Below are 24,983 nucleotides of genomic sequence, written 5' to 3' on the forward strand. Positions count from 1 at the left end.
CGTTTATTGATTGCAATAGCCGGGCGAGTCATTAAGATTTATCGGTATCAACCATACTATAACGCTGCAACGCCGCCTGGGCTTGTGCACGCACCGCGTCGGCAAGATCATCTGGGGCTAGCACACGAAGATGATCAGCGTGGCTCAACGCGAAACGCGCAAACCATCCAGTACTGCCTACCGGCATGGTGGCGCGTACCCAATCGTTGGTATCACCGTCTACTTCGTCATCTCGTCGCATGTCATATTCGTCCAGCATCCATAATGCATCAGGGGCGATGGCAACTGTAGCCCTGGTGGAATCACGGAATCCGAACGGATCATCGCTCGAAAAATCCAATTGTGTTGCGCGTGGCCGCGCCGTTTCTGCCAAAATTTCCACGTTGCGCATGCGATCAACCCGGAAATTGCGGTGCTCGCCATAATCTTCCACATAAGCGGTTAAATAGGCGGCATCACCGCGGATAAAAATCCGAGCCGGATCAACCGTGCGGGAACTCGTGCTGTTCGACGAGGCTGACCAATAGTCAAAACGCACGCGCTTTTTCGTGCTCAACGCCTGCGATAGCTGAGATTGGGCGTCTTCGGTAGCAGAAGAATGCTCGACAATGCTGTCGTAGATGGCACGCGAACGATCATCCATGATCGAGCGTAGCTTTTCAGCTGCTGACACTACCGCGGAACGATCCACCAGCCCTGGCATTGTTTCCAGCACTTCGACTGTGAGCAGCAGTGCCCCGGCTTCGGTCGGTGTCAACCGCAGTGAGGAATCCATTCCTTGATCATCGTGAATAACGACGCCGGTGGTCAGTTCGTAGCTCAAATCGATGAGATCCTGCGTCTGCGAGCTGATTCCGCTGCAGTGCAAACGTCCCAGTGCCCGAACCAATTCATCCGGAGTCAATCCTAAGTCTTTAGCTGCCTCAAAGATGCTGCGGTCTGGGTGGGCCTTAAAATAAGGCACTAAATTCAACGATTGCACTAATGCCGCGAGTTTTTCCGGTGAATCTGTGTGCTTCGTCTTTTTCATCCCTGACTCGCTTTCTGCAATAACTGGTAGACCTGCTCGCGAAGATCCACAGGGGTTTCCACGACCGCTTCTGCGGCATACGCAGCACACGTGCGCAACAACCAGTCCCGATCTGCTCCGGTGATGGTCAAAACTACATCCCCATCGTTGTCTGCAGCGTTGTGTTCTGCAGCATGGTGTTCTGCAGCATTGTGCACCGAGGATGCCGCTTGTTCTAGCGGCGGAGCAGCGTGGCGACGGGTGCGAATCGTCGCATTCACGGTATCTCGTGCAGCAAGTGTTTTCTCTACGATATCGCGCAGCGAACCGCTGGGTTCGGTGTGTGTAGCAGCCTGGCGAGAACGGCGAATATCACTAATGCGGGTGGACCGAAACGAACGTTCTGCTTGTCGGTCCACGTCCCATCCAACGACATAAAGACGGTTCCGACGCGGCACCAGGCCCCACAAATCCATGGTGCGGCGCTGTGGCTGCGCACCAGAATGATGCTGATAATAAAAAGTTACCCGTAATTTATGCGCCACCCCGGTTAAAATCGCCCGTAGTACTTCCGGGTCCAAACGCGTGATGTCGTTGTCAGCGATGAAGCCTGCACCCGGCCTAATATCGCGGTGTGCACCTGATGCCGCGAGCTTCGTCCAACCAGCGGTGCTGAGCGCCCCCAAGCCGCCCTCGCGTCCGACCTCGCTCGCAATTCCCAGCACGGTGGCCTCTTGGGGGCTAAAAGATACCTCCGGTAACCGGTAAGACTCCGGATTCAGCCGGTATGTTGGACCATCCGCGCCGTCACCGGCAGAACTATCGATGTAGACCCCGGCGCGTGCCAGTGTTGCAACATCGCGCTGCAATTGCACACGGAAGCTATGCTTATTTTCGTGGTAGCCGGCGACGTTGGCGTGAATCCAGTCTGCACTACGGTCTGGGTTGCCACCGGATTGTGCGGCACCCTGCAGCGCAAAAGTAAGGTTCGTCAGCCGCTCTACAGCCGCATCGTAGCGCGGACCGGTCTCTTTGCGCGGGGCGGGCGTTGCAGCTGCTGCCATGGTGATTACTCCGTATCGTTGGCGCCCCTGTTCATCAAAGCAAGCAATTCCTCGAGTTCGGGGCTGTCAGTAGCGAATGGATCACCAAAAGTATATTCCAGCCGGGCCGGTTCTGTGATCTTCATCCGAGACCAATCCACAGCAAACTCCGTCTCGGTTTCCCGTGCCCGGGCCAAAAATTTCCCACGCTGGTGCGCGCGAGTGGTGTCCGGCGGGGTATCCATGGCCGCAGTAATCGCCTCATCCGTTGTCCATCGCTCTACCCTGCCTTTATCCTGCAAGACCTGGAAAATTCCCCGACCAGGGCGGATATCGTGCATGGCGAGGTCAATTTGCGCGAGTTTCGGATGCGACCAATCATCACCGAGCCGGGCCCGGTAGTGGTCAAATAATTCTTTCTTGATTACCCAGTCGAGCTCACGATTGACTTGAGAGAAATCTTGCGACTCCAGGGCGTCAAGTGCCCGGCGCCATAGATCAACGACGCGGCGCATTTCACTGGTCGTTGAGCCGCCATGTCCAGCATCGTCGAGATAATCGTCGCGGACTTCCAACCAGTCAGCCGCGTGGCCGCACAACGCTTGTTGGATTTCCAGAGCGGTTACAGTCCCGCCGTTTTTTAAGCGGAGTTGCGTGCGACCACTCAGGTCACGGGAAATCTCGCGGATTTGCCCGATCGGATCTGCAAGCTCGAAGTCCGGAAGCTCGCGTTCAGCTTCGATCATTTCCAGCACTAGCAGCGCGGAGCCTACTTTTAGGGCAAACGTCGGTTCGGAGAGGTTGGTATCGCCGCCAATAACGTGCAAACGCCGGTAGCGTTGCGAGTCCGCATGAGCCTCGTCCCGGGAATTAATCATTGGACGCGCCCGGGTGGTCGCCGACGATACGCCTTCCCACACTTGATCCGCGCGTTGTGAAAGTACGAAGCGTGCTGGGTGTTCGTCGGTTTCTGGCTCAATCAGACCAGCCCCACAGATCAATTGCCTGGTCACCATCAACGGCTCCAGTGCTCGGCCGATCGCGCGGAGCACCATGGAACGAGAGATCAGATAATTCTCGTGGCATCCGTAGGAGTTTCCGTGAGAGTCCAGGTTATTTTTGAACAAATAGACATGCTTGCCGACGCCGTCGCGCACCAGTTTCTGCTCTGCACGCTGAGCAAGCTCATCGAGAATGCGGTCGCCGGCGCGCTCATAGTTCAATAACTGGGTAATGCTGTCGCATTCTGCAGTGGCGATTTCCGGGTGGGCGCCCATGTCCAAATACAACCGAGAACCATTCGCGCTGAAGATGTTCGAACTGCCGTGCTCATCCACGATGGGTTCAAAAAGGTAACGCGCAACCTCAGCTGCCCCCAGCGTATGGGTGCCATTGGCTGCAGTCGCGGTAATCCCGTATTCGGTTTCCACCCCCATGATGCGACGGGTAAATACGGAACTCACTGTCCACCCTTTTGCACGTAGGAACGGACGAATTCTTCTGCGTTTGATTCCAGCAAGCCATCGATTTCATCGAGAAGATCATCGGTGCCTGAGGTAGAAATTTGTGCTTGGCCGCCGACGAAATCATCGTTGTCGGTACTATCATCGCCTGCGGAATAAGCAGTGTGTGAAGTTTGTGCACTGGAATTGTGTTGTGGGTTCGTGGCCATAATAATCCTCTTTCGTCGTTGTGGTTGTGGCGATTGCCGCAGATTTGCGCCGGTGCTTGCAGCTCGGTGTTTCCAACAATCGTTAGCCAGTTTTTTGCACGTGGTTGAGCCTTCGCGCTGCTTCTGGCGCATTCGCTGAACTGCTGATGATGTCTTCGGCTGCTGCCTTATTCAATCCGGTGAGATCCGTCAGGTCCACAAAGATCTCACCACCGGGGCTTTCTGCATCAGCGAAATGCAGTTCCTGCCAGTTTGCGGCAACCAACTCATCGGCGAAGCGTTCGATCATGCGTCCGCGGGTCCAGGCTCGTGACTCTGCAGGCGGCATTGCCATCGCAGCATTGATGTCGTCTTCGCTGGCTAACGTTCGCATCCGGCCTTTTCGCACCAGAGCGTGGTAGAGAGACTTCGCGGGGTCGACATCGGTGTACTGCAAGTCAATGAGCGCGATTTTCGGATCGTTTACCGCGACACCACGGTCGAGGTAGCCCTTGATCAACGCGTATTTCGCAGTCCAATCCAGCAGGTGGGAAGTTGACAGCGGGTCGTCGGCAAGCAAGTCTAGGACTTCTTCCCACAACTCCAGCACTTTCGTTTCGACCGCGGACGGACCGGTAGCGCTGTCCTTTGTGGCGATGTCCCGCACACGCTTGAGGTATTCACGCTGGATCTCAATTGCTGTGGCCTGGGAACCGTCGGCTAGCGTGATTTTATGGGTCAGACTCACATCATGGCTTACCGCAGAAATCTCAGCTACCGGATCCGCTGGACGCAAATCAGTAAAGCTCACGCCCGCGTCAATAGCATCCAAGACCAAGGCTGTGGTCCCTAGTTTCAGAAGCGTTGCGGTCTGCGACATATTCGCATCTCCGGTGATCACATGCAGGCGGCCGTGAGTCTCGGCATCGGTATGCGGCTCGTCGCGAGTATTGATCAAACCGCGGTTCAGCGTGGTCTCTAAAGAGATTTCCTGCTCGATATAATCCGCGCGCTGCGAAATCTGGAATCCCGGGGTTTCGCCACGCTGCCCCAGCCCAACGCGGCCGGCACCGATCATGATGATGCGGGTGACAAAAAACGGGATGAGACCGTCTGCAATGGCGGCAAAATCCGTGGTGCGCGGGTACAAGTAGTTTTCGTGTGAACCATACGACGCGCCCTTGCCATCCACATTATTCTTGTAGATTTTCAACGGCGGACACGCGCCGTGATTGGCTAGGGCCGACGTGCCGCTTTCGGCAAAAGTTGCCACGTCATTGATGGCTTGCAACGCGATGCGGTCGCCAGCTTGGTCGTAGATCATGGCCTGCCAAGCATCACTGCATTCTGGCGACGAGTACTCAGGGTGGGCATGATCGACGTAAAAGCGCGCACCGCTGTGCGTCACGACGTTCGCCACGCCTAAGGTCTCTGGATCCACCATGGAGCCGGTACGGTACCGCTGCCGATCACCACCGCGGGTATCACGGGTGGGATGCTCCGCGGCGAAGTCCCAGCGAGAACGGGTGCCAATATTCCGGAGAGCGTAGCTCACCACAGCATGCGTAGAGGTCACAATCGGGCTGAGCGTTGGCTGTGTTGGCGTGGAAATACCGTATTCGGTTTCGGTACCCATGAACCGATGAAAATTCTGGTTGCTGTTCATTTTCCTTATTCCGGCCTATCAGTTTCTGACATAACAGTGGCTCCAACGAGTACTCCGCGTGCAGCGCCCCGATCGGATCGATCGGCTCGATCGGCTATGCCAGGCTCCGCGCGGAGACCACGGATTGTGATAGCTTCACGATGCGGTTCCATTCTTCCGGGTTCGCCGTATTCGGCAGATCCTCGCTCTCATCTTGTTCTGTGCGCACCGCTGCTTGAATATGCCGTAAAGAAATACCGTGCTCTCCAGTGGATCCGGAAGCGATATAATCCTTGATCGCGAGTTTTTTCGCGCGATCGACCACGTTGGCAATCAAGGCACCGGAGACGAAATCACCGTAGTGCAATACCGCGGTGCTGCCGTCGCGAAGAGTAAGTTCCACGAACGGGCGTGGAGCGTACAACGCATCCACTGCCCCGTCGATAAGCACACTGAGCGGATCGGTGTGCGGGACGCCTTCATGCAGGTAGCGGCTGATAATATCCGGCGCTTCTTGCTTGCTAGGGCGCGAGATGCGCACCTTGATGTCCAAACGGCCTGGCCGCAGCAACGCGGGGTCGATAAGCTCTTCCCGGTTGGTAGCACCGACCACGATGACGTTATCGAGGCCTTCGACCCCGTCGATTTCGGTAAGCAGCTGCGGCACCGCTGTGGTTTCAATATCCGAAGACACGCCAGTACCACGGGTACGGAAAATCGATTCCATTTCGTCGAAGAAGACAATCACCGGCGCCCCGTCAGAGGCCAACTCGCGGGCACGTTCAAAAATTAATCGGATAACACGTTCGGTTTCTCCGACGTATTTGTTGAGAAGCTCCGGGCCCTTGACATTTAAGAAATACGATGCCGAGCCATCCCCGACGCGTGATGCCAGCGAATGCGCCACTGCCTTAGCGATCAAGGTTTTACCGCAGCCCGGCGGGCCATACAGCAGCACGCCTTTTGGCGGGTGCAATTGATAATCGCGGTAGAGCTCCGGATGATCAAATGGCATCTCGACGGCATCACGGACCTGCTCAATCTGCGCATCCAAACCACCGATATCGTCGTAGGTGACATCTGGGATTTCTTCTAGAGCAAGTTGGGTTACTTCGGCCTGAGAAATGCGTTCAAAAGCAAACCCAGACTTGACATCGGCCAGCACATTGTCGCCGACACGAACGTTTCCAACCAACGGCGTTGCCAAATGAATCACGTGTGTATCGCCCTGCGGCGTCGACGCTAAAACGCGGACGTCTCCATCGGCATCGCCCCCGCCGTCGACGAACTCACTAATACGCATCACAACGCCATCGGAAGTAAAACCGCAATCTTCAACGATGACACTTGCCTCACCCAGCCGGACTTGCGCGCCGGCGGGGATTTCGTGTTCCAGCAATGGCGAGACGTTGACGCGCAAACGACGCGTTGAGGTAAACACGTCAGCTTCCCGACGGTTACCCGGGGCGTAGCGCAAAAACACCCCATACGTGGACACCGGTTCTTGCAAAGCGTTGAGCTCAGTGGTCAGCTGGGCCAATTTATCGCGTGAAGACTTCAGCAGAGTCGCTAGTTTTTCGTTGCGCTTGCGCAACTCGCGCACATCGCGGCGAAGCTGTAGCTGTGGGTCCGGGGTTGTCTTCGTCATACGACTGACCGAACCTCCCTTCTGCAGATATGGTGCATAAAGTTGTGCACGTAACGGGTGTGTCGCGCTAATCCGATTCCTGACCACTGTGAATTTCTAGAAGTAAGTTTCTAGGAATTTTTGGGCCGCAACCATGCGTTTCTTTAAGCAAAGCCTAACAAACCGGGCTAGGAATGGCTACGTTAAGGCGAGCTAGTACCCGAATAGTTAGCGTCGCGCCTTGCGTTTGGGCCGTGGCGGCACGACGCCGTCGGCAAGCCGCCTGGTCATGATCAAAAACGCAGTGTGCGCATTCATACGATGTTCTGGCCGTGTCGCTAGCCCTTCGACCTTCCAGTCACGCACCAGTGATTCCCATGCGCGTGGTTCGGTGAAGCATTGTTGCTCGCGAATGCCTTCCATGACCTTCATCAACTGCGGGACTGTGGCGACATACGTAATGAATACTCCGCCCGGTACCAGCATGTTTTTTACTGTGGTGAGCATCTCCCAAGGCTCCAACATATCCAGCACGATGCGATCTACTGGGCCGTCGGTATCTTCTGGCGTCAGCTCTTGGAAGTCGCCTAACCGTGGGCTCCACCATTGTGGCTGTTCACCGAAATATTCCTTGACGTTGTCAATGGCATAGCCAATATGATCTTCGCGCAACTCATAGGAGTACACGTGGCCTTCCGGGCCCACCGCACGGAGTAACGCCATCGAGAGCGCACCAGAGCCTGCACCGGCTTCCAAAACCTTTGCCCCACGGAAAATATCGCCCTCGATGAGAATCTGAGCAGCATCTTTCGGGTAAATTACCTGGGCGCCGCGCGGCATCGACAGCACATGGTCCACCATCAAATGACGGAACATCAAAAACTGGCCACCCATCGTCGAGGTGATCACCGAGCCTTCATCCATGCCGACGATATCGTCGTGCTCGACGATGCCTTGGTGCGAGTGAAACTTATTGCCCTCTTTGAGATACAGGGTGAAGTGTCGACGTTTCGCATCGGTGAGCTGCACGCGATCACCGTATTTAAACGGACCAGAATATGCCATTAAGCAGCCTTTCTTTTAGATTGTTCAGCGCTAGTTAATCAGGTAGGCCTCGAGTGCTTGTGACAGCCACAATTGATCTTGCACGCCAATCATCTCCCGCGCCGAGTGCATCGACAACATGGGCACCCCCACATCGACGGTATCGATACCCAACGCAGTCGCCGTAGCTGGGCCAATCGTAGAACCACACGGTACGGCGTTGTTGCTGACATAATTTTGGATCGGGACCATCGCAGCCCGGCACGCATTTTCCCACAATGCAATCGTGCGAGCGTTTGAAGCATAGCGCTGCTTCGAGTTGATTTTGGTGACCGGACCGCCACCTATAATCGGTGGATTATGTGGATCATGCTTGTCGGCATAATTCGGGTGGATCGAATGCGCTGCATCTGCAGACACGCACGACGAACGACGTAGCATTTGTAAATAGCTTTCACGGTCTGCTCCCAATGCCGTCGCGGTGCGCTCTAGGACCTCCGACAAAATGGGGCCTTGTGCACCCGTCGTCGAGGCAGAACCGACTTCTTCATGGTCGAAAGCTGCCAAGACTGCAATATCCGAGCCGAAATCACCAGAAGCAACGGCACGTTGCAGCGCAGTCAAGCTAGCAAACACGCTGGAAAGATTATCCATGCGGGAAGAAGCCAGCAGATCCGCCTGCGCCCCAAATAATCCGGCCGGCTGCGATGGGGCTGTGATCAGGCTCCAGGACGCAATATCTGATTCGGCAATCCCCAATTGATCCGCCAACACTTCCGCGATACCAGTGCGGCCGGCTTGGTCCTGGATAGCGCCACTGGCGGCGTCGGCAAGCCCCATAATGGGGTGCAGGTGTTTTTGCTTGTCGACACTAAACTCCTTCGAGCCATCGAGGTGAATCGCCAAATGCGGAATCCGCAACAGCGGTCCGGTATTCACCAACCGCTCGGAACCGTCGGTCAGAATTACCTGGCCTGCCAGGGTGAGCTCCCGGTCAAACCAGGAAGAAATAATCGGCCCACCGTAGACTTCTACACCCAGCTGGTGCCAGCCATGCTGCGTACTATCAGGCTGTGGTTTCAGGGTGAATCCTGGAGAATCAGTATGCGAACCGATAATTCGGAAACCGGAGTTCGTTCCCGCATCCTCCGGTACATACCAGGCCATGACCGCGCCATCACGCACGATTACATGCCCTCCCGGGCTAGCATCCCACGGCTGATCTTCCTCATGTTTGTGGAATCCAGATGCTACTAGCTGCTCAGCCACCCGATGTGCCGCATGAAACGAACTCGGCGCAGCATCCAGAAACTCCATGAACTGGTTAATCTCATTCATTATTACTCACACACTTTCGGTTCAAACGCGCTCATCTTTCCGTCTCACCCAGCTTAGTGGTAACCCAGGTGCACCGTTTAAGCTGGATTACATTATGAGCACCACGAGCACACCGAAAAATTCCCAGAGTTCTCGAAAACCGAAACCACTAGCGTTGTCACCATCGCGGGCTGGCGACTATCAACAGTGCCCGTTGTTGTACCGTTTGCGCGCGATTGATAGATTGCCGGAACCCAAAACTTTGGCCCAGGTCAAAGGTACTTTGGTGCACGCAGTTTTAGAGGATATGCACAAGCTGCCCGCTCATGAGCGCACTTACCCCTCCGCGGTGAAAATGCTCAAACCGAATTGGGACAAGATGTGTTCTGCCGACGATGAGCTTATAGATTTAGTACCAGACGCAGAAACCTATGATTTCTTGGTGGAATGCCGCAGCCTGGTAAAAGGCTATTTTCAGATGGAAAACCCGCAAGGTTTCGATGCGGAATCGGTGGAGATGTATGTCGATACCGTGCTGCCTAATGGTGTTCCGGTGCGTGGGTTCATTGACCGCGTGGATAAAGCGCCAACGGGTGAAGTTCGCGTGGTCGACTACAAAACCGGCAAGAAGCCAATCCCCCGGTTTTCCCACAACGCGCGATTTCAAATGCTGTTTTACGCGCTGGTGTACTGGCGCCTGCGAGAGACCATCCCGCACCAATTACGGCTGATGTATATCAAGGTTATCGACGATATGGTGCTTGCGCCTTCCCAAGAAGAACTCGAATTTTTCGAGCGGGACTTGGGAGAATTATGGGCCAAGATTGAAAGAGATGGCCGTAGCGGACACTTCCGCACCAAGACCTCAAAGCTATGCGGATGGTGCCCGCACCAAAAACTTTGCCCGGAGTTCGGGGGAACTCCTCCCCCGTATCCCGGCTGGCCTGGATCAACCGCCGATTAATCCACGGGCTGCTGACTTACCCCCGGCGCATCCGCAGGCCGTGAATTTGTTGAGGTTACGACAAACCGCTGATGACGCCGTCGTCACTGATATCGATGGCTTCTGCCGCCGGGCGCTTCGGCAGTCCAGGCATGGTCATCACCTCACCAGTCAGAGCCAGGACAAATCCGGCACCGGTACGCGGCAATAACTTGCGCACGTGCAGCGTATGCCCTTTCGGTGCACCAAGCTGGGAAGGATCATCGCTGAAGGAATACTGCGTTTTCGAGATACAGACCGGCAATTGATCCCAGCCGCATTCACGCAAATAGTTTAAGTCTTTGCGCGCATTAACTGAATACTCGACGTTGCTTGCTCCGTAGACTTGTTGTGCGATGGTTGCGATTGATTCCTCCACACCCTTCGCAGGGTCATACAGCGTAGTGCTCTGACCAGTGAGGTTTGCCAACACCTTTTCTGCAAGGTCCTTCGCACCGGCACCGCCATGAGCGAATACGGTGGATTCAGCCAGATCCACATCGAACTTCTGCGCCCAGTCATGCATAAACGCAATTTCTTCAGCGGAGTCCGAACCAAAGATATTCAGCGCCACTACCGGGCTTACGCCGAATTGACGCACGTTATTGACATGTTGTTCTAGGTTGGCCACGCCTTTTGCCAGAGCGTCCACATTAGACTCTTCGAGGTCAGCTTTCGCTACGCCACCGTTGAATTTCAGTGAGCGAATCGTAGCGACGACAACGGCAGCATCGACATTCAAATCAGCGTGGCGGGCCTTGATATCGAAGAATTTTTCGGCGCCCAAGTCAGATCCGAACCCGGCCTCTGTCAGCACGATGTCGGCTTGGTTCAGCGCGACTTTTGTCGCGAGAACGCTATTACAGCCGTGGGCAATATTACCGAACGGGCCGGTGTGCACCAGTGCTGGGACTCCTCCGAGCGTCTGTACCAAGTTAGGTTGCAGTGCGTCTTTCAGCAGCACCGTCAGTGCACCATCTGCGCCGAGTTCCCGCGCAGTCACCGGTTTTTTGTCATAGCTGTAGCCGACGGTGATATCGCCGAGACGCTTACGCAAATCGGCCAAGTCAGTGGACAGACCAACGATGGCCATGATCTCTGAGGCCGCGGTAATGGTGAATCCAGATTCCCGCGGGGATCCATTGCCTGGGCCACCCAGCCCGGTGACGACGGAACGCAGCGAGCGGTCATTGACGTCTTCACAGCGCTGCCACGTGACGCGGCGTGGATCAATGCCTAGCTCATTTCCTTGGTGAATATGGTTATCGATCAAGGCAGCCAGCGTGTTGTTGGCGGAGGTGATCGCGTGAAAGTCACCGTTGAAGTGCAGGTTGATCTCGTCCATGGGCACGATCTGGGAATAACCACCCCCGGCAGCCCCGCCTTTAATACCCATGACAGGCCCCAGCGACGGTTCGCGGATGGCTACCATGGCATTCTTACCGGCTTGGGACAGCGCGTCGGTGAGACCGATCAGCGTGGTCGATTTCCCTTCGCCGGCTGGTGTAGGCGAGACACCGGTGACCAGCACAAGCTTGCCGTTTTCCCGGCTCCAATCGAGCTTGCTGGTATCGATCTTGGCTTTCTTTTCGCCATACGGAACTAGGGCCTCAGCAGGAATGCCTGCCTTGTGTGCAATGTCCGTGATTGGCTCTAACTGATGATTATTCGCGATTTCAACATCGGTTGGGATAGAACTCATGCCCACCACTGTAGCCGCTGTGGGCCTCAGTGATGGGCATTCTATTCGTGGTACGACTCGCTGGTCTCAGCCTGGTGTTTTTAGTCGTCCAAATAGAGTTTGCCGCGGAATTCTGGGTGCATCAGATTTTCCTTGGACAAAACGCGGTCGACGGTTTCTTCGTCCAACAGCCCTTTCTCCAGCACCAATTCGCGGACGGACTTGCCGGTCTTCGCTGCTTCTTTACCGATGAGATCACCCTGGTGGTGGCCGATCAGCGGGTTCAGGTACGTGACGATACCGATGGAGTTTTCTACGTACTCACGGCACACATCCGCATTTGCGGTGATACCCTCGACACATTTTTCGCGCAAAGCATCCACGGCGTTGCCCAAGATACGTACGGACTGGAACAGTGCCTCACCCATGACTGGTTCCATGACGTTGAGCTGCAACTGACCTGCTTCAGAAGCCATCGATACAGTGAGATCGTTACCGAATACCTTGAAGACGGTTTGGTTGACAACTTCCGGAATCACCGGGTTGACCTTCGCAGGCATAATTGATGAACCAGCCTGACGTTCCGGCAAATTGATCTCATTCAAGCCAGTACGAGGACCCGAGGACAGCAAGCGCAAGTCATTACTAATCTTTCCCAGCTTGGAGGCCGCACGCTTGACTGCTGAATGCGCCAGCACGTAGGCGCCGGTGTCCGAGGTTGCTTCGATGAGGTCACGGGCCGTCTTCAATTCCAGGCCAGAAACCTCCGACAGTGCGGCGGTGACTTGGTGCCGGTATCCCGCAGGAGTGTTGACCCCAGTTCCGATTGCCGTGGCGCCCAAGTTGATTTCCAACAGGCGCTCCTGAGCCTCGCGTAATACCGATTGCTCTTCTGCCAAGTTGGCACCGAAAGCGCGGAACTCGTCGCCAAGGGTCATAGGAACGGCATCCTGCAGCTGGGTACGGCCCATCTTCAGAATGTCAGAAAATTCATGCGCCTTCTTGGTAAACGACTGTTCCAATTTACCAATCTGGTCGATCAAGCGATCCAGAACCGCAATCAGGCCCAAACGGAAACCGGTTGGGTATGCGTCGTTAGTGGACTGTGACATGTTGACGTCGTCGTTGGGGTTGATGACATCGTAGGCACCTTTGTCTTCGCCCAGGTACTCCAGAGCCAAGTTGGTAACAACCTCGTTGGTGTTCATATTGAGCGAGGTTCCGGCGCCGCCTTGGAAAACATCGAGCGGGAATTGGTCCATACACCGGCCTTCTTCCAAGATCTGGTCACAGGCCCAGATGATGGCTTCTGCTTTTTTCTTCGGCAGCGTATGCAGACGACGGTTGGCCATAGCCGCGGCTTTTTTCACCATGACCATGCCGCGAATGAACTCGGGAACATTGTTGATGGTTACCCATGAGATCTGGAAGTTATCGATTGCGCGCATTGTGTGCACGCCATAATAAACATCGTTGGGAACTTCCATCTCGCCTAGCAGATCGTGTTCAATACGAGTTTTCTTCTTCGAGGTCGCTGATTGTGAACCCGACGAACTAGTTGATTTCGTATCCGCTTTGTTAGCTGCGTTAGCGTCGTTTTTCGTCTTGCTGCTTTCTGTGCTTTCGTCCGACTTCTTCGCCATCTGAGAGTCACTCCTTTTGCGCGTGTTTACGCCATAATTCGTGCTGTAATTAGTGAGGACAACAATTACTAAGGGCGGCTTTGTGCCCGTTGCCTCCCCCAGAGTACCTGCGGAACTACATACGCGCGATGCGTAAATCGGAAGCCAGAATAGCTTCGGCGCCCACCGCAGAAATTTGATCCATAAGGTTATTTGCTTGCTTGCGTGGAACCAGCGCGCGCACCGCTACCCAGTTCTCGCGTGCCAGCGGAGATACCGTTGGGCCAGTCAAACCCGGGGTATATTTCGCAGCTTCGTCCAGGTTGTCACGCGAGATGTTGTAATCAATCATCACGTAATTCTGTGCATGCAAAATTCCCTGAATCCGGGAGAGCAAAATCTGCTGTTCGGCGGTTATCTCTGCCCCGCGGCGTGCAATGACCACTGCCTCGGATTCGATAATCGGCTCCCCGAATGCCTGCAGGCCCTGCTGGCGCAAGGTATTACCCGTCGAAACCACATCGGCGATGGCATCGGCAACGCCCAATTTAATCGAAATTTCTACCGCACCATCCAAGCGGATAACTTCCGCGTCGATACCGCGCTGCGCCAGGTAATCGCGCACCAAGTTCGGATAAGACGTCGCAATGCGCTTTCCAGCGAGCTGCTCAACCTTCCAGTCTTCGTTATTTGGCGCAGCGAAGAAAAAACGAGAATCACCGAACCCCAGCGGCAATACCTCGTCGACTGCTGCCCGTGAATCCGCAGCTAGGTCACGTCCGGTAATTCCTAGATCCAGCTGGCCGTTAGCGACATAGATGGCGATGTCTTTCGGGCGCAGAAAGAAAAATTCGATGTCGTGCTCGGTATCGGCGACCGCCAATGCCTTGCTATAACCGCGGGTTTTGTACCCTGCTTCTTTCAAAATGGATTGTGCAGCGTCGGAAAGCGATCCTTTATTGGGAACAGCGATTTTGATCATGAGAGTTTATTAGCCTCGGAGTTGTGCAAAATGTTGACTAGAGATAGCGGTAAATATCGTTTGGATTAAGACCGCGGGCGACCATCATGACCTGTGTCCAGTAGAGCAACTGGGAAATTTCTTCCGACAGTTCCTCATCTGATTGGTATTCCGCGGCAATCCAGACTTCGCCGGCTTCTTCAATGACTTTTTTGCCGATGTGATGCACGCCAGCATCAAGGGCTTGGACAGTCCCCGATCCTTCGGGGCGCTGCTGTGCTTTCTGGGCAAGTTCTGCATGCAACTCGTCAAAATTCTTCACGACGGCCATTCTAGGGCATAACCTGTGTTACCGGAGTGAAATACCAAACAGTGCATCGAGCGCGGAGACAACAAGTTCGGCGGCCTGCGGATCATTGTCACCGCCGCGGGTATTTTCTGCCCAGGCGTCAACAGCCCGCAATGCGCCAGGTGAATCGAGATCATCCGCGATGCGCTCACGAATTGTGCGCACCAGGCCTTCTGCGTGCTTCAAATCGCCAGGCTGTTGCACAGCGTCCCGCCAAGAAGCAAGACGCTGCTCGCTTTCTGCCAACACCTCATCGGACCAATCCCGGTCACTCCGGTAATGCTGGGAATACACGCCCACGCGGATCGCAGATGGCTCGTGTCCATTGGCAGTGAGTTTGTGAATAAAGACTAAGTTGCCCAACGACTTCGACATCTTGGTGCCATCCAACCCGATCATTCCGGCGTGGACATAATGGCCTGCCATACGATCGACGTCGTATGCTGCTTCGATGTGGGCTGCGGAAAATTCATGGTGTGGGAAAACCAGGTCCGAACCGCCTCCCTGGATATCGAAGCGCGCCCCCAAACGGTTCGCAGCGATAGCCGCACATTCGATATGCCAACCCGGGCGGCCGCGACCAAATGGCGCCTCCCAGGACGGTTCGCCCTCCCGCTCGGCCTTCCAAATCAGGGCATCGAGTTCATCACGTTTACCGGGGCGTTCCGGATCCCCACCGCGCTCTGCAAAGACTTCCATCATGTCCTCGCGGTTAAAGTTCGATTCATAGCCGAATTGCTCAGTAGCGGTGATCGGAGCATAAATATCCGGGTATTCACCATCGATGACATAAGCCTTGCCCTGGTCAAGCAGGCGTCCGACGATATCGATAATCTCATTGACGGTTTCCGAGACTGACATGAAATCGTGCGGTGGGATAATTCCTAGCTGTTCCATGTCCGAGCGGAACAAATTAGTTTGCTCTTCGCCCAGTTCGCGCCAGTCCTGGTTGTCACGTTCGGCACGCTCGAAGAGAGGATCGTCGACATCCGTGACGTTTTGTACAAAATGTACTGAACGCCCGTTGTCTAATAGCGCGCGATACACCAGGTCGAAAGTCAGATAGGTTGCTGCGTGCCCTAAATGCGTTGAATCATAAGGGGTAATACCGCAGACATACATTCCGGCAGGCCCCTCGGGGTTGTGGAAGCTGACCTCGCGGATGCGTTGATCCGCGGTGTCATAAAGCTTGAGCGGCACAGGGTTGCCGTGACGTGCTGGAATGGTCGGGACAGTCGGAAAAGGCCAAGATTTCATAAGCCTCTACTGTAATGCTGTTTAGACTGGTTGCAGAACTCCCAACCCCAATAACAGCATGACCAGCAATCCCAGTGGAATACGATAGGCGGCAAACCATGCAAACGAGTGGTTGGCGACGAACTTCAGCAGCCAAGCAATCGCGGCATAACCAACCAAGCCAGCCACTAATGTGCCGACGGCTAGCTGCACGCCACTCGCGGCTTGCCCGGAGGACGGGCCGAAGGCGTCGGGAAGCGAAAATAGCCCGGATGCCATGACAGCGGGAATCGCCAGCAGGAAGCTAAAGCGAGTGGCTACTTCCCGGTCCAGGTTCAAAAACAGACCGGCGGAAATCGTGCCGCCGGAACGCGAAACCCCGGGGATCAGCGCGAGACATTGCGCCACACCCATGATGATGGCATCACGGAAGTTTAGCTCACCACTGCCACGAGTCTTTTTACCCCAACGCTCCGCCGCGATAAACACAAACGAGAACAGAATCAGCACGGCTGCGGTAATCCACAAGTTGCGCAGGGAATCGCGAATGAAATCTTTCGCAAGGTAGCCGATGACGCCAATCGGAATGGAGCCGACGATGATCATCCACCCCATTTTCCAGTCCGCAGCACGGGAGCTCTTGTCGACGAGCCCGCGCAACCAACCGCGCACAATCTGGACAATTTCGCGCCAGAAAAAGATCACGACGGCGATCTCCGTGCCCAATTGAATGACGGCAGTAAAAGACGCACCTGCGTCGGCGCCCCAGAAGAACTCGGAGAAGATCCGCAGATGGCCGGACGATGATACGGGGAGAAATTCAGTTAAGCCTTGGACGATGGCTAAGACAATGACCTGGATCCACGTCATATCTACCGCGTCGGCTGCTGCTGTGGCCTCAGCCGCGTGGCTGGCAGTACCGGTGGCTAAATCGCTCGTAATCACGGCTACCAGACTATACCCGTCGGCAACCCCTCCCCTCGTGCCGTAGCGTTCGGTGGCACTAGCCTGCGCTGATAGACTAAGCAGCTGTGAATATTCGATTTCGGTCGGCGCATTTTCGTCCCTATGCATTTTCTGCTTGTGCCGTAGTAACCAGCGCAATTCTGGTTGCTTGTGTGGATAATCCGGCGTTACCGGGTGCAGACGTCCCAGACATGGGAAAGGCCACCCCGGTGCCAAGCTCGGATCAGGCGGATGCCACAGAACTCGCTGGTGAGGCCATTACGCGGCCCGAGTTCGCTGCGGTTTCGGATATGGCAGTCGTCGGCAAGAATCTGGCCCTGCGCACGGATGATTCGCTGTGGCTGGGAACGGTTGATGAGCTTGCCGACGCCGGCACCACCGTCGATATTGCCGCAGAATGTGGTGAGCTTACAGCTACTGAACAACACTTCATTCTGGCTTGTGGTGATTCTGTGCACGTTTTCTCCGCCGGTGAGCCAGACGGCGAGGAGATTACGCCCGAGGTTGAATTTCCAGTTACTGCCGCAACGCGGATGAACAATGGCGATCTCGTGGTTGCTTCCGACGAATCAGCAGAGGTAGCAATCGTTTCACCGCGTGGTGAGGTCATGTCTACATTTACCGCGGCTGCCCCTACTGATGAACTGGTGCATGTGGAGTCAGCATCACACGGCGAACAGTTGGTACGTACGTGGCGTGAGGACACCACAATCCAAAACCTGGACTGGCGTAATGAGCGCGGCGGCGGCACCCTCCGCGTGGGGCTTGGAGTCGGCGACATCGCAGTCGGTGATGAGGGGCTTGTTTTGGCAGCAGATACCCGGGGTGATCAACTGGCAGTGTATACCGCGCTAGATGTCATCCGTTTGCACCAGACCACGCCTGTACCAGCAGGCCCGTGGTCTGTTGCCTGGGATAGCGAACGGGATCTGGCGTGGGCGGCATCCACTAAGCACAACCTGTTGACTGCCTTCCGTATTTCTAGCGGTATCCCGCAGCAAGCCGCCCAACTGAAAACTCTTGCCGACGCGCAGTCGCTGGTGGTCACCGATGATGGGACGCTCGTGCTGGCCTCAGCGACCGGGCACGGTATCCAAGTCATCACCCAGCCTGAGGTGGCACAACCAGAGTTATCCGAACAACCTGAGGAGAACGCACAGTAATGGCTCCACAATTTGGGCAAGCACGTACAACGATGCGCTCGGCGGCCACCAGCCTTCGCTCGGCGACTTACAACGTGGCTTATAGCGCAGCGTTGCGTGCGATGTTCCGCATAGATCCGGAACGTATACATCACGGTGCCAACACCGTGATGGCCGTGGTGAATTCTTCCCGATTGCTCCGGAAAGGGCTGGCGACGGTATTCAGCACTACTGACCCCCGCCTTGCTCAAGAGGTATTCGGCGTGCACTTCCCCCGCCCCCTCGGATTAGCTGCAGGGTTTGATAAACACGCGCGTGCCGCCAAAGCGTGGTCGGCTATCGGTTTTGGCTATGCGGAATTAGGCACTGTCACTGCTGCCGCGCAGCCGGGAAACCCACAGCCGCGTTTGTTCCGTTTGAAAAAGGATCGCGCGATCCTCAACCGCATGGGTTTTAATAACGAAGGCGCAGCCCAAGCAGCGCAGAATCTGCGTGGACATGTTACTAGTGGCGAGACTGCACAGCGCGGTGTCATTGGTATCAATATCGGGAAAACGAAAAAGACTCCGGTGGAAAACGCCGCCGATGATTACCGACGCTCCGCTTCTGTCCTGGGATCGGCTGCGGACTATTTGGTGGTTAACGTGTCCTCGCCGAACACGCCTGGGCTGCGTGATTTGCAGGCAGTAGAATCATTGCGACCGATTTTACAAGCCGTAAAAGAAGTGTGCACCAGCCCAGTGCTGTTGAAGATTGCCCCTGATCTTTCCGACGCTGATGTCGATGCGTGTGCAGACCTCGCGGTGGAATTAGGTCTGGCGGGCATTATCGCGACAAATACTACGATTTCGCGTGACGGCCTACACACTTCCGCTGCTGAGGTTGCGGCCGCGGGTAACGGTGGAATCTCTGGCCCGCCCGTCGCGAAGCGTTCCCTCGAAATCTTGCATAGGCTGCATAATCGCGTTGGCGACAAGCTCGTCCTGATTTCGGTTGGTGGCATCACCACGCCACAACAAGCCTGGGAGCGCATCACGGCAGGCGCGAGTCTCCTACAAGGGTATACCGGTCTGATTTATGGTGGTCCGGGCTGGATCTCCAATATCCACCGTGGGCTGCTACGCCAACTTGATGTGCATGGCCTGGACAATATCTCTGCGGCTGTCGGATCTGGGCTGGAATGGCGTGATAATTAAGCCTTCGGCATGATCGAACGGCGCAAAACCAGTGCGCACACGAGGGCCAACACTGCGTACATGAATAACCAATGCTGCCCCATAAAACCCAGTGCCGTATTTGCTAAGAACTGGCTAGCGATGATGAGTGCTACTGCGACAGAAAGTGCGACGACCTGAGCCACACTGGGTTTTTGCGCGCGATTGACGGTGGCAAAAGCTCCGAATAATACGGCTGCCGCACAAATTCCTAAAAAGGCTGGGGTGACAGCAAACGGAACCGCCCAGCCATCGGAAAGCCACGCGATGACACCAAAAATCGCGAGCGTCACCGCAAGCGCAAGAAAAGCGCCGCCAGCCCGCAAAGCCAGCGGCACAGTAACTTCGCGTTCAGCGGGTTGAGGGTTTTTCGAAGAAGAGTTTTTCGCTGCCATAATCCAACAGCATAGTGGTCTTCTTACTTGGTTTCGGCCCAACCCCACAGGATTGCGCGGCCAATTGCATGGAAATGCAGGTTGAAGCCCAACACGGTAGGTGTTGCATCGGCAGGAATATCCAATTCTTCAGTGTCTACCGCATGCACCGCGTACAAATAACGGTGTGGGCCGTGACCTTCTGGTGGTTGCGCTCCGAAGTGGGTGCGCTCGCCGGAATCGTTGGTCAGCGACTTGACGCCGTCGATACCCAAGTTTTCTGCGGCACCAGCATTAGTGGGCAACTCGGCGACGTCAGCCGGAATGTTGAAGGCGGCCCAGTGCCAGAAACCGGACGCCGTGGGTGCATCTGGGTCAAAGCAGGTAACTGCCAAAGACTTGGTGCCCTCCGGCAGATTGGACCACGCAAGTTGCGGTGATTCGCTGCTCGGTGCACGAAACTTCTCGGGAATCTCGTCGCCGTCGACAAGATCGGTAGACGTCAGCGTGAATGAAGGAAGATCATTCAGTGGCGCGTATGGATCGGGTCCAGGGAAACGGGAATCGTTTGCATAATCGCTCATAACTCCATTTGTACCTGAATGCAGCAGAATTCTCTGGTTTATAACACCAGAAACTAAACCAACCCGGTTCCGTTGGGCGAGGATAATAAACGAGATTTAGCTTATCGACCTGCAGGTTTGCGATTATTTATCCTCGCCTATTATAGTAAGTCAGCGTTGCCAAGTTAAAAGTTAAGCAGACGGGCCTTCTTTGGAAGTTAAGTCTTGCGGATACTTTTTATTGCACCCTGCCCGGGTGGCGGAATGGCAGACGCGCTGGCTTGAGGTGTCAGTGTCCTATTAACGGACGTGCGGGTTCAAGTCCCGCTCCGGGCACACTGTGTTGTCTCGAGACATCGTTCTAATCTTTAGATGATGTCTCGAGATTTTTCTTTTTGCTCAGTGCGATAGCTGCCCAGCTTGGGCATTAGTTCGCGATCTTTCGATCGTAATCGCTATCTGCGCACAGCATGTAATGGCGCTACCAGCGGAACATCATTGTGCAGCACAATATCTGCCTCCACGTGGTATACAGCTTCAACTAACTCGCGGTTGAGAACATCTTTCGGATGCCCCTGGGCACGAATACAGCCGTCTTTGAGCACCACCAGGGTGTCGCACATTCGTGCAGCCAGGTTAATGTCGTGAATGGCGATGAGACCCAAGCTACCCTCCTGCCGCGATTTCGCACGTACTTGAGACAGCACAAACAGTTGATGGTGCAGATCCAAAGCAGAAGTCGGCTCATCCAATAGCATCAAACCGGGCCGACCAACCAGCATTTGTGCCAGAGCTACCAGTTGGCGTTGCCCTCCCGACAACTCGTTGAGATACCGAGACGCGATGCCATCAAGACCGAGTTCGTGCATCACCTCACCGGTCCGGAGCACCGGGTCTTCGCAGGTTTCACGTCGTGCAGCGATAAGTACGGCTTCAAACGCGCGTAAAGCCGCAGTACTTGGCAGATCTTGTGGCACATAGCCGGTCAGCTGCCGCTTTTTCTTTCCCCGAGGCGTGACCCCATCGACCTGAAAGTCAACGTGCCCGGTATAGCCGCGGTGGACGTCGGCAAGCGTTTTGATCAGCGTCGTCTTGCCAGAGGCATTCGGGCCGAGAAGTCCAACGATTTGCCCTCCGGTCAAGCGTGCAACATTGACATTATGCAGTACTCGATGCGAGCCATATGAGGCGCTCAATCCGGAAATTTCTAGCGATACTTCCTGAGGAACGGGTTCAGTAGCGGCTGGTTGTGCAGTTGTTAGCTCCACAGTGCCCTCCTTCTAGCCATGACGATCGCGATAAAGAATGGCACACCAAGCAGCGAGGTTACGATCCCGATCGGAATAGCCAGCCCTGGCTTCACGATCAGGCTCAACGCGTGCGCAGTACACATCACCGCTGCTCCAGCAGCCATAGATGCAGGCAGAAAATACCGTTGATCTTCCCCCACCAGCATGCGTGCGATATGGGGCCCCACTAGACCAATAAAGCCGATGATGCCGGCAAAGGCGACCGTGGTTGCTGCCACTAGGGAGACGACGACCAACACAATCACGCGCAAGGCAGAGGTGTTCACGCCCATTGCCGCTGCACGGGCATCCCCCAATCGGAGCGCCGTCAATTGCCAGGACAACACCCAAAGAATGGGAAGCGCGACCACCAATACCCCGGCTAACACAGCATTTCCAGTCCAACTTGCGCGAGTCAATGATCCCATCGACCAAAACACGATCTGTTGTAAAGCTTCTGCTGATGAGCGGTATTGAATCAACGCCAACATAGCTTGGAAGAAGAACACCAAGCCGATCCCGAGCAGCACCATTGTTTCTGCACGCACACCCCGCACAACTGCGGCTATGACGATGATGCCGGTAGCGATCACAGACGACAACCATGCAACCAGCGCGAGATTTAGCTGCGGCTGCGCGATAATCTGCCACTGCAACACGATCGCGCTAGCACCACCGAACGCGGCGGCAGCGGAAATACCTAGCGTAAATGGCTCTGCGAGTGGGTTGTTAAGAATCGTCTGCATTTCAGCGCCCGCCAAAGACAGACTCACCCCGATCAACAACGCCATGACTGCCATCGGCAGTCGTAACCGCCACAGGACGGTATGCGTTTGCTCATCTAAACTCGACGGGTTGATGATCCCCGTGATCACTTCGCCGGGGCTGATATTGATCGCGCCAACAAAATTGCTCGTCACAAAGGCCGCGAGCGCGATGAAGCACAAACCAGACACAATACCGATGCGTTGCCAGGTCAGTTTTTTATGTTGCCTGCCCAGCTCTACAACCGCACGGTCTGATGTTGCTGAAGTATCGTTCTCCGCGGCTGGATTTTTCGCGTTTATCATCATTAATTAGTGATAAACAGGGTGCCTTCGCCAGAAATTGGCGAGTATTTCTTTTGCGATTCCAGCCATTCCTGCTCAACATCGATGTCTTCGTAGGCGTCTGGATTGATCCACTGTGCGATCTGCAATAGTGCCAGATAGTTGAACGGAGAGTTATAGAACTGGTGCCACAAAGCGTGCAATTGATTGTCTTGGACGGCGCGCAGGTTGTCAAAGCCAGGCTGTACTTCCGGCAATTTTGCGATGCTGGCCTGTGCCTCAGATTCCTCGATACCGTAGCCGACGGCCGCATAGCCTACGGGATTGCCTTCATCATCTTTCTTTTCGGACCAGTCACCGCCGGTAGCGATAATCATGTCTGGATCGGATTCCAGGACTTTTTCCGGTGTCAGTGCACCGGATTCACCCTCGATGACGTGATCTCCAACGTTGTCTCCGCCAGCGGTATTAACCAGTTGTGAGATATTCGAATCATTCCACGAGCCACAGCAATCCAGCACGCCGGCTGCGCGCCATACAAAGGTCTTTGGCTTTTCTTCAACTTTTTCCGCGCGTTCCTGTACCAAATCGACGGTTTCTTGCCAGTCCTTATTGAATTCAGCCGCGCGCTCTTCTTGGTTAAAGATTTGGCCGAACAATTCCATCGATTTCGTGGTGTTCTGCAATGGTTTTGCACGGAAGTCTGTGACGACGTACTCGATTCCCGCTTCATCCATTTTTGTGGTCAAACCGGCTTTTTCGGAGGCCTCATACGTGTCCATTGATAAAATGACCAAATCTGGTGCCATGCTCAACAGGTTTTCTACGGTGACATCTCCCTTGGCCAATCCACCGATTTCTGGGATCTCACTGACTTCTGGAAGCTTTTCTTCTAGGCGCTCATAGTAGTCTGGAACATTTTGCTTCAGGTCGGTGCCAATGCCGACAATCTTGTCCAATGGATTTTCGGTGTTCACAATGCCGGTTGCAAACAGCGAGCGACCTTCACCCAGGATGATGCGCTCTGGTTCTTCTTCCAGGGTCACTTCACGGCCGGCGATATCTGTCAGCGTCAGAGCACCTTTGTTGGCGTCATCGTTGCCATTACCGTTGGCGGAATCGCCATTTGCTTGGCTAGCTTGCTCGGTACTGCAGGCTACAAGAACGGTTGCGGAAACAACACCAGCCGCCAGCGTCGTCAAGATTCTTTTCGTTTTCAGGGACATAATTCTCCTTGGGAATGGCTCATCAACCAGAAGTTATATAAGGACAGGCAAATATTAACCATTTAGGCAAGGTTGAACAATTCTTTGAAGCTTGTTTTTACACACATGAGCTAAGTCACGCGACCGGTATTGCTTCGACGATCACGGACAGCAACTAGACTGAATACCCATGGATTCAGAACGAACCCACTCAGAACAAACCCACTCAGCACAGCAGCCGCGAACAAATAAAGCCACAGGCTCTCGACGGCGCACCCCATGGCTCAGAAGTTTTGTGCATTTCTGCGCCACCATTCGTCGTGATGCCTGGGATTCAATTCGCCGCTGGTCGCTCGCGCGCATGCTTACCGTCGGTGTGGTTGCCATCGGGTTGGTTGTGTTGTTCGTCGTCATTGACTTTCCCACGTTGAGCTCCTTGCGTGAATCAGCCGAATCCGCAGGTAGCGGCTTCATGATTCTGTTCTGGCTGGGTTATGTCTTTTTCACACAATTCCCCTTACCTCGGACGGTATGGACGGTAGCGTCAGGAATTTTGTATGGTCCGTGGGTTGGACTCATCATTGCGCTTACCGCGTTGACTGCTTCGGCGGCAATTTCACTGCTGCTCGTCCGTTGGCTGCTCGGCGACTGGATGGCTCCCCGACTCAAACACCCCGCTGTTGCCGGGATCAATTATCGGTTGCGCAAACGTGGCTGGCTGGCGGTCGCTTCCTTACGTCTTATTGCAGGCGTACCTTTTTCGCTAGTCAATTACACTGCAGCACTAACGTCGATCCCCTTTTTCCCCTTTGTGGTGGCCACACTCGTTGGGTCCGCACCAGGAACCGTCGTCGGAGTGTTGTTCGGGGACACCTTGATTGCCGGAACCAACCCACTCGTCATCGTTCTATTGGCTGCTATCGCGGTGGTTGGCATTGGCGGTTTGATTCTCGATGCTCGTATGCCCGTACAGACTCGCACAGTAATCAAGTCTGAGGTATAGACTGGCCCCGG

The 24,983-nt window shown here is 55.0% G+C and carries 23 protein-coding genes and 1 tRNA gene; 5 read left to right on the forward strand and 19 right to left on the reverse strand.

Going from position 1 to position 24,983, the window contains the following annotated elements; all coding sequences use genetic code 11:
• Positions 1 to 31: 31 nt before the first annotated feature.
• The 8 genes from B142_RS0100255 to B142_RS0100290 form a co-directional block, all read right to left on the reverse strand.
• Positions 32 to 1,030 (reverse strand): helix-turn-helix transcriptional regulator, encoded by a 999-nt coding sequence (locus B142_RS0100255; RefSeq protein WP_018119530.1) that lies wholly within the window; start codon positions 1,028 to 1,030, stop codon positions 32 to 34.
• Entirely contained in the window at positions 1,027 to 2,073 is a 1,047-nt protein-coding gene (locus B142_RS0100260; protein WP_018119531.1) for a helix-turn-helix transcriptional regulator, read from the reverse strand. The genes B142_RS0100255 and B142_RS0100260 overlap by 4 nt, the downstream gene beginning before the upstream one ends.
• Before the next feature lie 5 nt (positions 2,074 to 2,078).
• Complete coding sequence (gene pafA / locus B142_RS0100265) at positions 2,079 to 3,515, reverse strand: Pup--protein ligase (protein WP_018119532.1); 1,437 nt, start codon at positions 3,513 to 3,515, stop codon at positions 2,079 to 2,081.
• Positions 3,512 to 3,724 carry a ubiquitin-like protein Pup gene (locus B142_RS0100270; RefSeq protein WP_018119533.1) on the reverse strand — a complete coding sequence of 71 codons (213 nt, stop codon included), beginning with the start codon at positions 3,722 to 3,724 and terminating at the stop codon, positions 3,512 to 3,514. Before B142_RS0100270 ends, pafA begins: the two co-directional genes overlap by 4 nt.
• Positions 3,725 to 3,806: 82 nt before the next feature.
• Entirely contained in the window at positions 3,807 to 5,369 is a 1,563-nt protein-coding gene (dop, locus tag B142_RS0100275; protein ID WP_039733492.1) for a depupylase/deamidase Dop, read from the reverse strand.
• A 94-nt stretch (positions 5,370 to 5,463) separates the two neighbouring features.
• Positions 5,464 to 6,996: a proteasome ATPase gene (gene arc, locus B142_RS0100280; protein ID WP_018119535.1), complete on the reverse strand. Its 1,533-nt coding sequence runs from the start codon at positions 6,994 to 6,996 to the stop codon at positions 5,464 to 5,466.
• 207 nt (positions 6,997 to 7,203) lie between these two features.
• On the reverse strand, positions 7,204 to 8,040 hold the full coding sequence (locus B142_RS0100285; protein WP_018119536.1) for a tRNA (adenine-N1)-methyltransferase: 837 nt from the start codon (positions 8,038 to 8,040) through the stop codon (positions 7,204 to 7,206).
• A 30-nt stretch (positions 8,041 to 8,070) separates the two neighbouring features.
• Positions 8,071 to 9,357 (reverse strand): M18 family aminopeptidase, encoded by a 1,287-nt coding sequence (locus B142_RS0100290; protein ID WP_018119537.1) that lies wholly within the window; start codon positions 9,355 to 9,357, stop codon positions 8,071 to 8,073.
• 94 nt (positions 9,358 to 9,451) lie between these two features.
• Between B142_RS0100290 and B142_RS0100295 the strand changes: the two genes are divergently transcribed.
• Positions 9,452 to 10,300, forward strand: coding sequence for a RecB family exonuclease (locus tag B142_RS0100295; RefSeq protein ID WP_018119538.1), 849 nt, complete (start codon positions 9,452 to 9,454; stop codon positions 10,298 to 10,300).
• Positions 10,301 to 10,355: 55 nt separating this feature from the next.
• Here the strand turns inward: B142_RS0100295 and B142_RS0100300 are convergent, their stop codons facing one another.
• The 6 genes from B142_RS0100300 to B142_RS0100325 form a co-directional block, all read right to left on the reverse strand.
• Positions 10,356 to 12,020, reverse strand: coding sequence for a formate--tetrahydrofolate ligase (locus tag B142_RS0100300; RefSeq protein ID WP_026167694.1), 1,665 nt, complete (start codon positions 12,018 to 12,020; stop codon positions 10,356 to 10,358).
• A gap of 80 nt (positions 12,021 to 12,100) precedes the next feature.
• A complete protein-coding gene (gene aspA, locus B142_RS0100305) occupies positions 12,101 to 13,642 on the reverse strand; it encodes an aspartate ammonia-lyase (RefSeq protein ID WP_018119540.1) in 1,542 nt (513 codons plus the stop codon).
• Between the two features lie 115 nt (positions 13,643 to 13,757).
• Positions 13,758 to 14,603 carry an ATP phosphoribosyltransferase gene (hisG, locus tag B142_RS0100310; RefSeq protein ID WP_018119541.1) on the reverse strand — a complete coding sequence of 282 codons (846 nt, stop codon included), beginning with the start codon at positions 14,601 to 14,603 and terminating at the stop codon, positions 13,758 to 13,760.
• Between the two features lie 37 nt (positions 14,604 to 14,640).
• On the reverse strand, positions 14,641 to 14,913 hold the full coding sequence (locus tag B142_RS0100315) for a phosphoribosyl-ATP diphosphatase (protein WP_018119542.1): 273 nt from the start codon (positions 14,911 to 14,913) through the stop codon (positions 14,641 to 14,643).
• 18 nt (positions 14,914 to 14,931) lie between these two features.
• The gene (gene mshC / locus B142_RS0100320; RefSeq protein WP_018119543.1) at positions 14,932 to 16,188 is read right to left on the reverse strand and encodes a cysteine--1-D-myo-inosityl 2-amino-2-deoxy-alpha-D-glucopyranoside ligase; all 1,257 of its coding nucleotides are present in this window, start codon (positions 16,186 to 16,188) and stop codon (positions 14,932 to 14,934) included.
• A gap of 21 nt (positions 16,189 to 16,209) precedes the next feature.
• Positions 16,210 to 17,037: an undecaprenyl-diphosphate phosphatase gene (locus B142_RS0100325; protein ID WP_026167696.1), complete on the reverse strand. Its 828-nt coding sequence runs from the start codon at positions 17,035 to 17,037 to the stop codon at positions 16,210 to 16,212.
• 161 nt (positions 17,038 to 17,198) lie between these two features.
• On the opposite strand from B142_RS0100325, the gene B142_RS11410 reads away from it, so the two are divergent.
• Both B142_RS11410 and B142_RS0100335 read left to right on the forward strand, forming a co-directional pair.
• Positions 17,199 to 18,296, forward strand: coding sequence for an NHL repeat-containing protein (locus B142_RS11410; protein WP_026167697.1), 1,098 nt, complete (start codon positions 17,199 to 17,201; stop codon positions 18,294 to 18,296).
• Positions 18,296 to 19,471 (forward strand): quinone-dependent dihydroorotate dehydrogenase, encoded by a 1,176-nt coding sequence (locus B142_RS0100335; protein WP_018119546.1) that lies wholly within the window; start codon positions 18,296 to 18,298, stop codon positions 19,469 to 19,471. The genes B142_RS11410 and B142_RS0100335 overlap by 1 nt, the downstream gene beginning before the upstream one ends.
• Here B142_RS0100335 and B142_RS0100340 read toward each other — a convergent pair.
• Both B142_RS0100340 and B142_RS0100345 read right to left on the reverse strand, forming a co-directional pair.
• Positions 19,468 to 19,884 carry a hypothetical protein gene (locus B142_RS0100340; protein ID WP_018119547.1) on the reverse strand — a complete coding sequence of 139 codons (417 nt, stop codon included), beginning with the start codon at positions 19,882 to 19,884 and terminating at the stop codon, positions 19,468 to 19,470. The genes B142_RS0100335 and B142_RS0100340 overlap by 4 nt on opposite strands.
• Before the next feature lie 23 nt (positions 19,885 to 19,907).
• On the reverse strand, positions 19,908 to 20,447 hold the full coding sequence (locus tag B142_RS0100345) for a YbhB/YbcL family Raf kinase inhibitor-like protein (protein ID WP_018119548.1): 540 nt from the start codon (positions 20,445 to 20,447) through the stop codon (positions 19,908 to 19,910).
• 229 nt (positions 20,448 to 20,676) lie between these two features.
• Here B142_RS0100345 and B142_RS0100350 point away from each other — a divergent pair.
• Positions 20,677 to 20,762: transfer RNA gene (locus B142_RS0100350), tRNA-Leu, on the forward strand.
• 119 nt (positions 20,763 to 20,881) lie between these two features.
• Here the strand turns inward: B142_RS0100350 and B142_RS0100355 are convergent.
• The 3 genes from B142_RS0100355 to B142_RS0100365 are packed head-to-tail and all read right to left on the reverse strand — an operon-like array spanning position 20,882 to position 23,990.
• On the reverse strand, positions 20,882 to 21,694 hold the full coding sequence (locus B142_RS0100355) for an ABC transporter ATP-binding protein (protein ID WP_018119549.1): 813 nt from the start codon (positions 21,692 to 21,694) through the stop codon (positions 20,882 to 20,884).
• Positions 21,685 to 22,785: a FecCD family ABC transporter permease gene (locus B142_RS0100360; protein ID WP_144736413.1), complete on the reverse strand. Its 1,101-nt coding sequence runs from the start codon at positions 22,783 to 22,785 to the stop codon at positions 21,685 to 21,687. The genes B142_RS0100355 and B142_RS0100360 overlap by 10 nt, the downstream gene beginning before the upstream one ends.
• 2 nt (positions 22,786 to 22,787) lie before the next feature.
• Entirely contained in the window at positions 22,788 to 23,990 is a 1,203-nt protein-coding gene (locus B142_RS0100365; protein ID WP_018119551.1) for an ABC transporter substrate-binding protein, read from the reverse strand.
• A 274-nt stretch (positions 23,991 to 24,264) separates the two neighbouring features.
• On the opposite strand from B142_RS0100365, the gene B142_RS11415 reads away from it, so the two are divergent.
• Entirely contained in the window at positions 24,265 to 24,972 is a 708-nt protein-coding gene (locus tag B142_RS11415; RefSeq protein WP_018119552.1) for a TVP38/TMEM64 family protein, read from the forward strand.
• Positions 24,973 to 24,983 lie beyond the last annotated feature (11 nt).

The sequence above is a fragment of the Corynebacterium propinquum DSM 44285 genome (assembly GCF_000375525.1).
In the GTDB taxonomy this organism is placed as follows: domain Bacteria; phylum Actinomycetota; class Actinomycetes; order Mycobacteriales; family Mycobacteriaceae; genus Corynebacterium; species Corynebacterium propinquum.

Bases quoted from the DNA above. Each gene is read 5' to 3' on its own strand.
- B142_RS0100285 (WP_018119536.1), bottom strand. From the start codon at position 8,040: ATGGCATATTCTGGTCCGTTTAAATACGGTGATCGCGTGCAGCTCACC.
- B142_RS0100365 (WP_018119551.1), bottom strand. From the start codon at position 23,990: ATGTCCCTGAAAACGAAAAGAATCTTGACGACGCTGGCGGCTGGTGTT.
- arc (WP_018119535.1), bottom strand. From the start codon at position 6,996: ATGACGAAGACAACCCCGGACCCACAGCTACAGCTTCGCCGCGATGTG.
- dop (WP_039733492.1), bottom strand. From the start codon at position 5,369: ATGAACAGCAACCAGAATTTTCATCGGTTCATGGGTACCGAAACCGAA.
- B142_RS0100315 (WP_018119542.1), bottom strand. From the start codon at position 14,913: ATGGCCGTCGTGAAGAATTTTGACGAGTTGCATGCAGAACTTGCCCAG.
- B142_RS0100345 (WP_018119548.1), bottom strand. From the start codon at position 20,447: ATGAGCGATTATGCAAACGATTCCCGTTTCCCTGGACCCGATCCATAC.
- B142_RS0100335 (WP_018119546.1), top strand. From the start codon at position 18,296: ATGGCTCCACAATTTGGGCAAGCACGTACAACGATGCGCTCGGCGGCC.
- B142_RS0100300 (WP_026167694.1), bottom strand. From the start codon at position 12,020: ATGAGTTCTATCCCAACCGATGTTGAAATCGCGAATAATCATCAGTTA.
- B142_RS0100255 (WP_018119530.1), bottom strand. From the start codon at position 1,030: ATGAAAAAGACGAAGCACACAGATTCACCGGAAAAACTCGCGGCATTA.
- aspA (WP_018119540.1), bottom strand. From the start codon at position 13,642: ATGGCGAAGAAGTCGGACGAAAGCACAGAAAGCAGCAAGACGAAAAAC.
- B142_RS0100290 (WP_018119537.1), bottom strand. From the start codon at position 9,357: ATGAATGAGATTAACCAGTTCATGGAGTTTCTGGATGCTGCGCCGAGT.
- B142_RS0100295 (WP_018119538.1), top strand. From the start codon at position 9,452: ATGAGCACCACGAGCACACCGAAAAATTCCCAGAGTTCTCGAAAACCG.
- B142_RS0100270 (WP_018119533.1), bottom strand. From the start codon at position 3,724: ATGGCCACGAACCCACAACACAATTCCAGTGCACAAACTTCACACACT.
- B142_RS0100340 (WP_018119547.1), bottom strand. From the start codon at position 19,884: ATGGCAGCGAAAAACTCTTCTTCGAAAAACCCTCAACCCGCTGAACGC.
- B142_RS0100325 (WP_026167696.1), bottom strand. From the start codon at position 17,037: ATGACGTGGATCCAGGTCATTGTCTTAGCCATCGTCCAAGGCTTAACT.
- B142_RS0100360 (WP_144736413.1), bottom strand. From the start codon at position 22,785: ATGATAAACGCGAAAAATCCAGCCGCGGAGAACGATACTTCAGCAACA.
- mshC (WP_018119543.1), bottom strand. From the start codon at position 16,188: ATGAAATCTTGGCCTTTTCCGACTGTCCCGACCATTCCAGCACGTCAC.
- hisG (WP_018119541.1), bottom strand. From the start codon at position 14,603: ATGATCAAAATCGCTGTTCCCAATAAAGGATCGCTTTCCGACGCTGCA.
- B142_RS0100260 (WP_018119531.1), bottom strand. From the start codon at position 2,073: ATGGCAGCAGCTGCAACGCCCGCCCCGCGCAAAGAGACCGGTCCGCGC.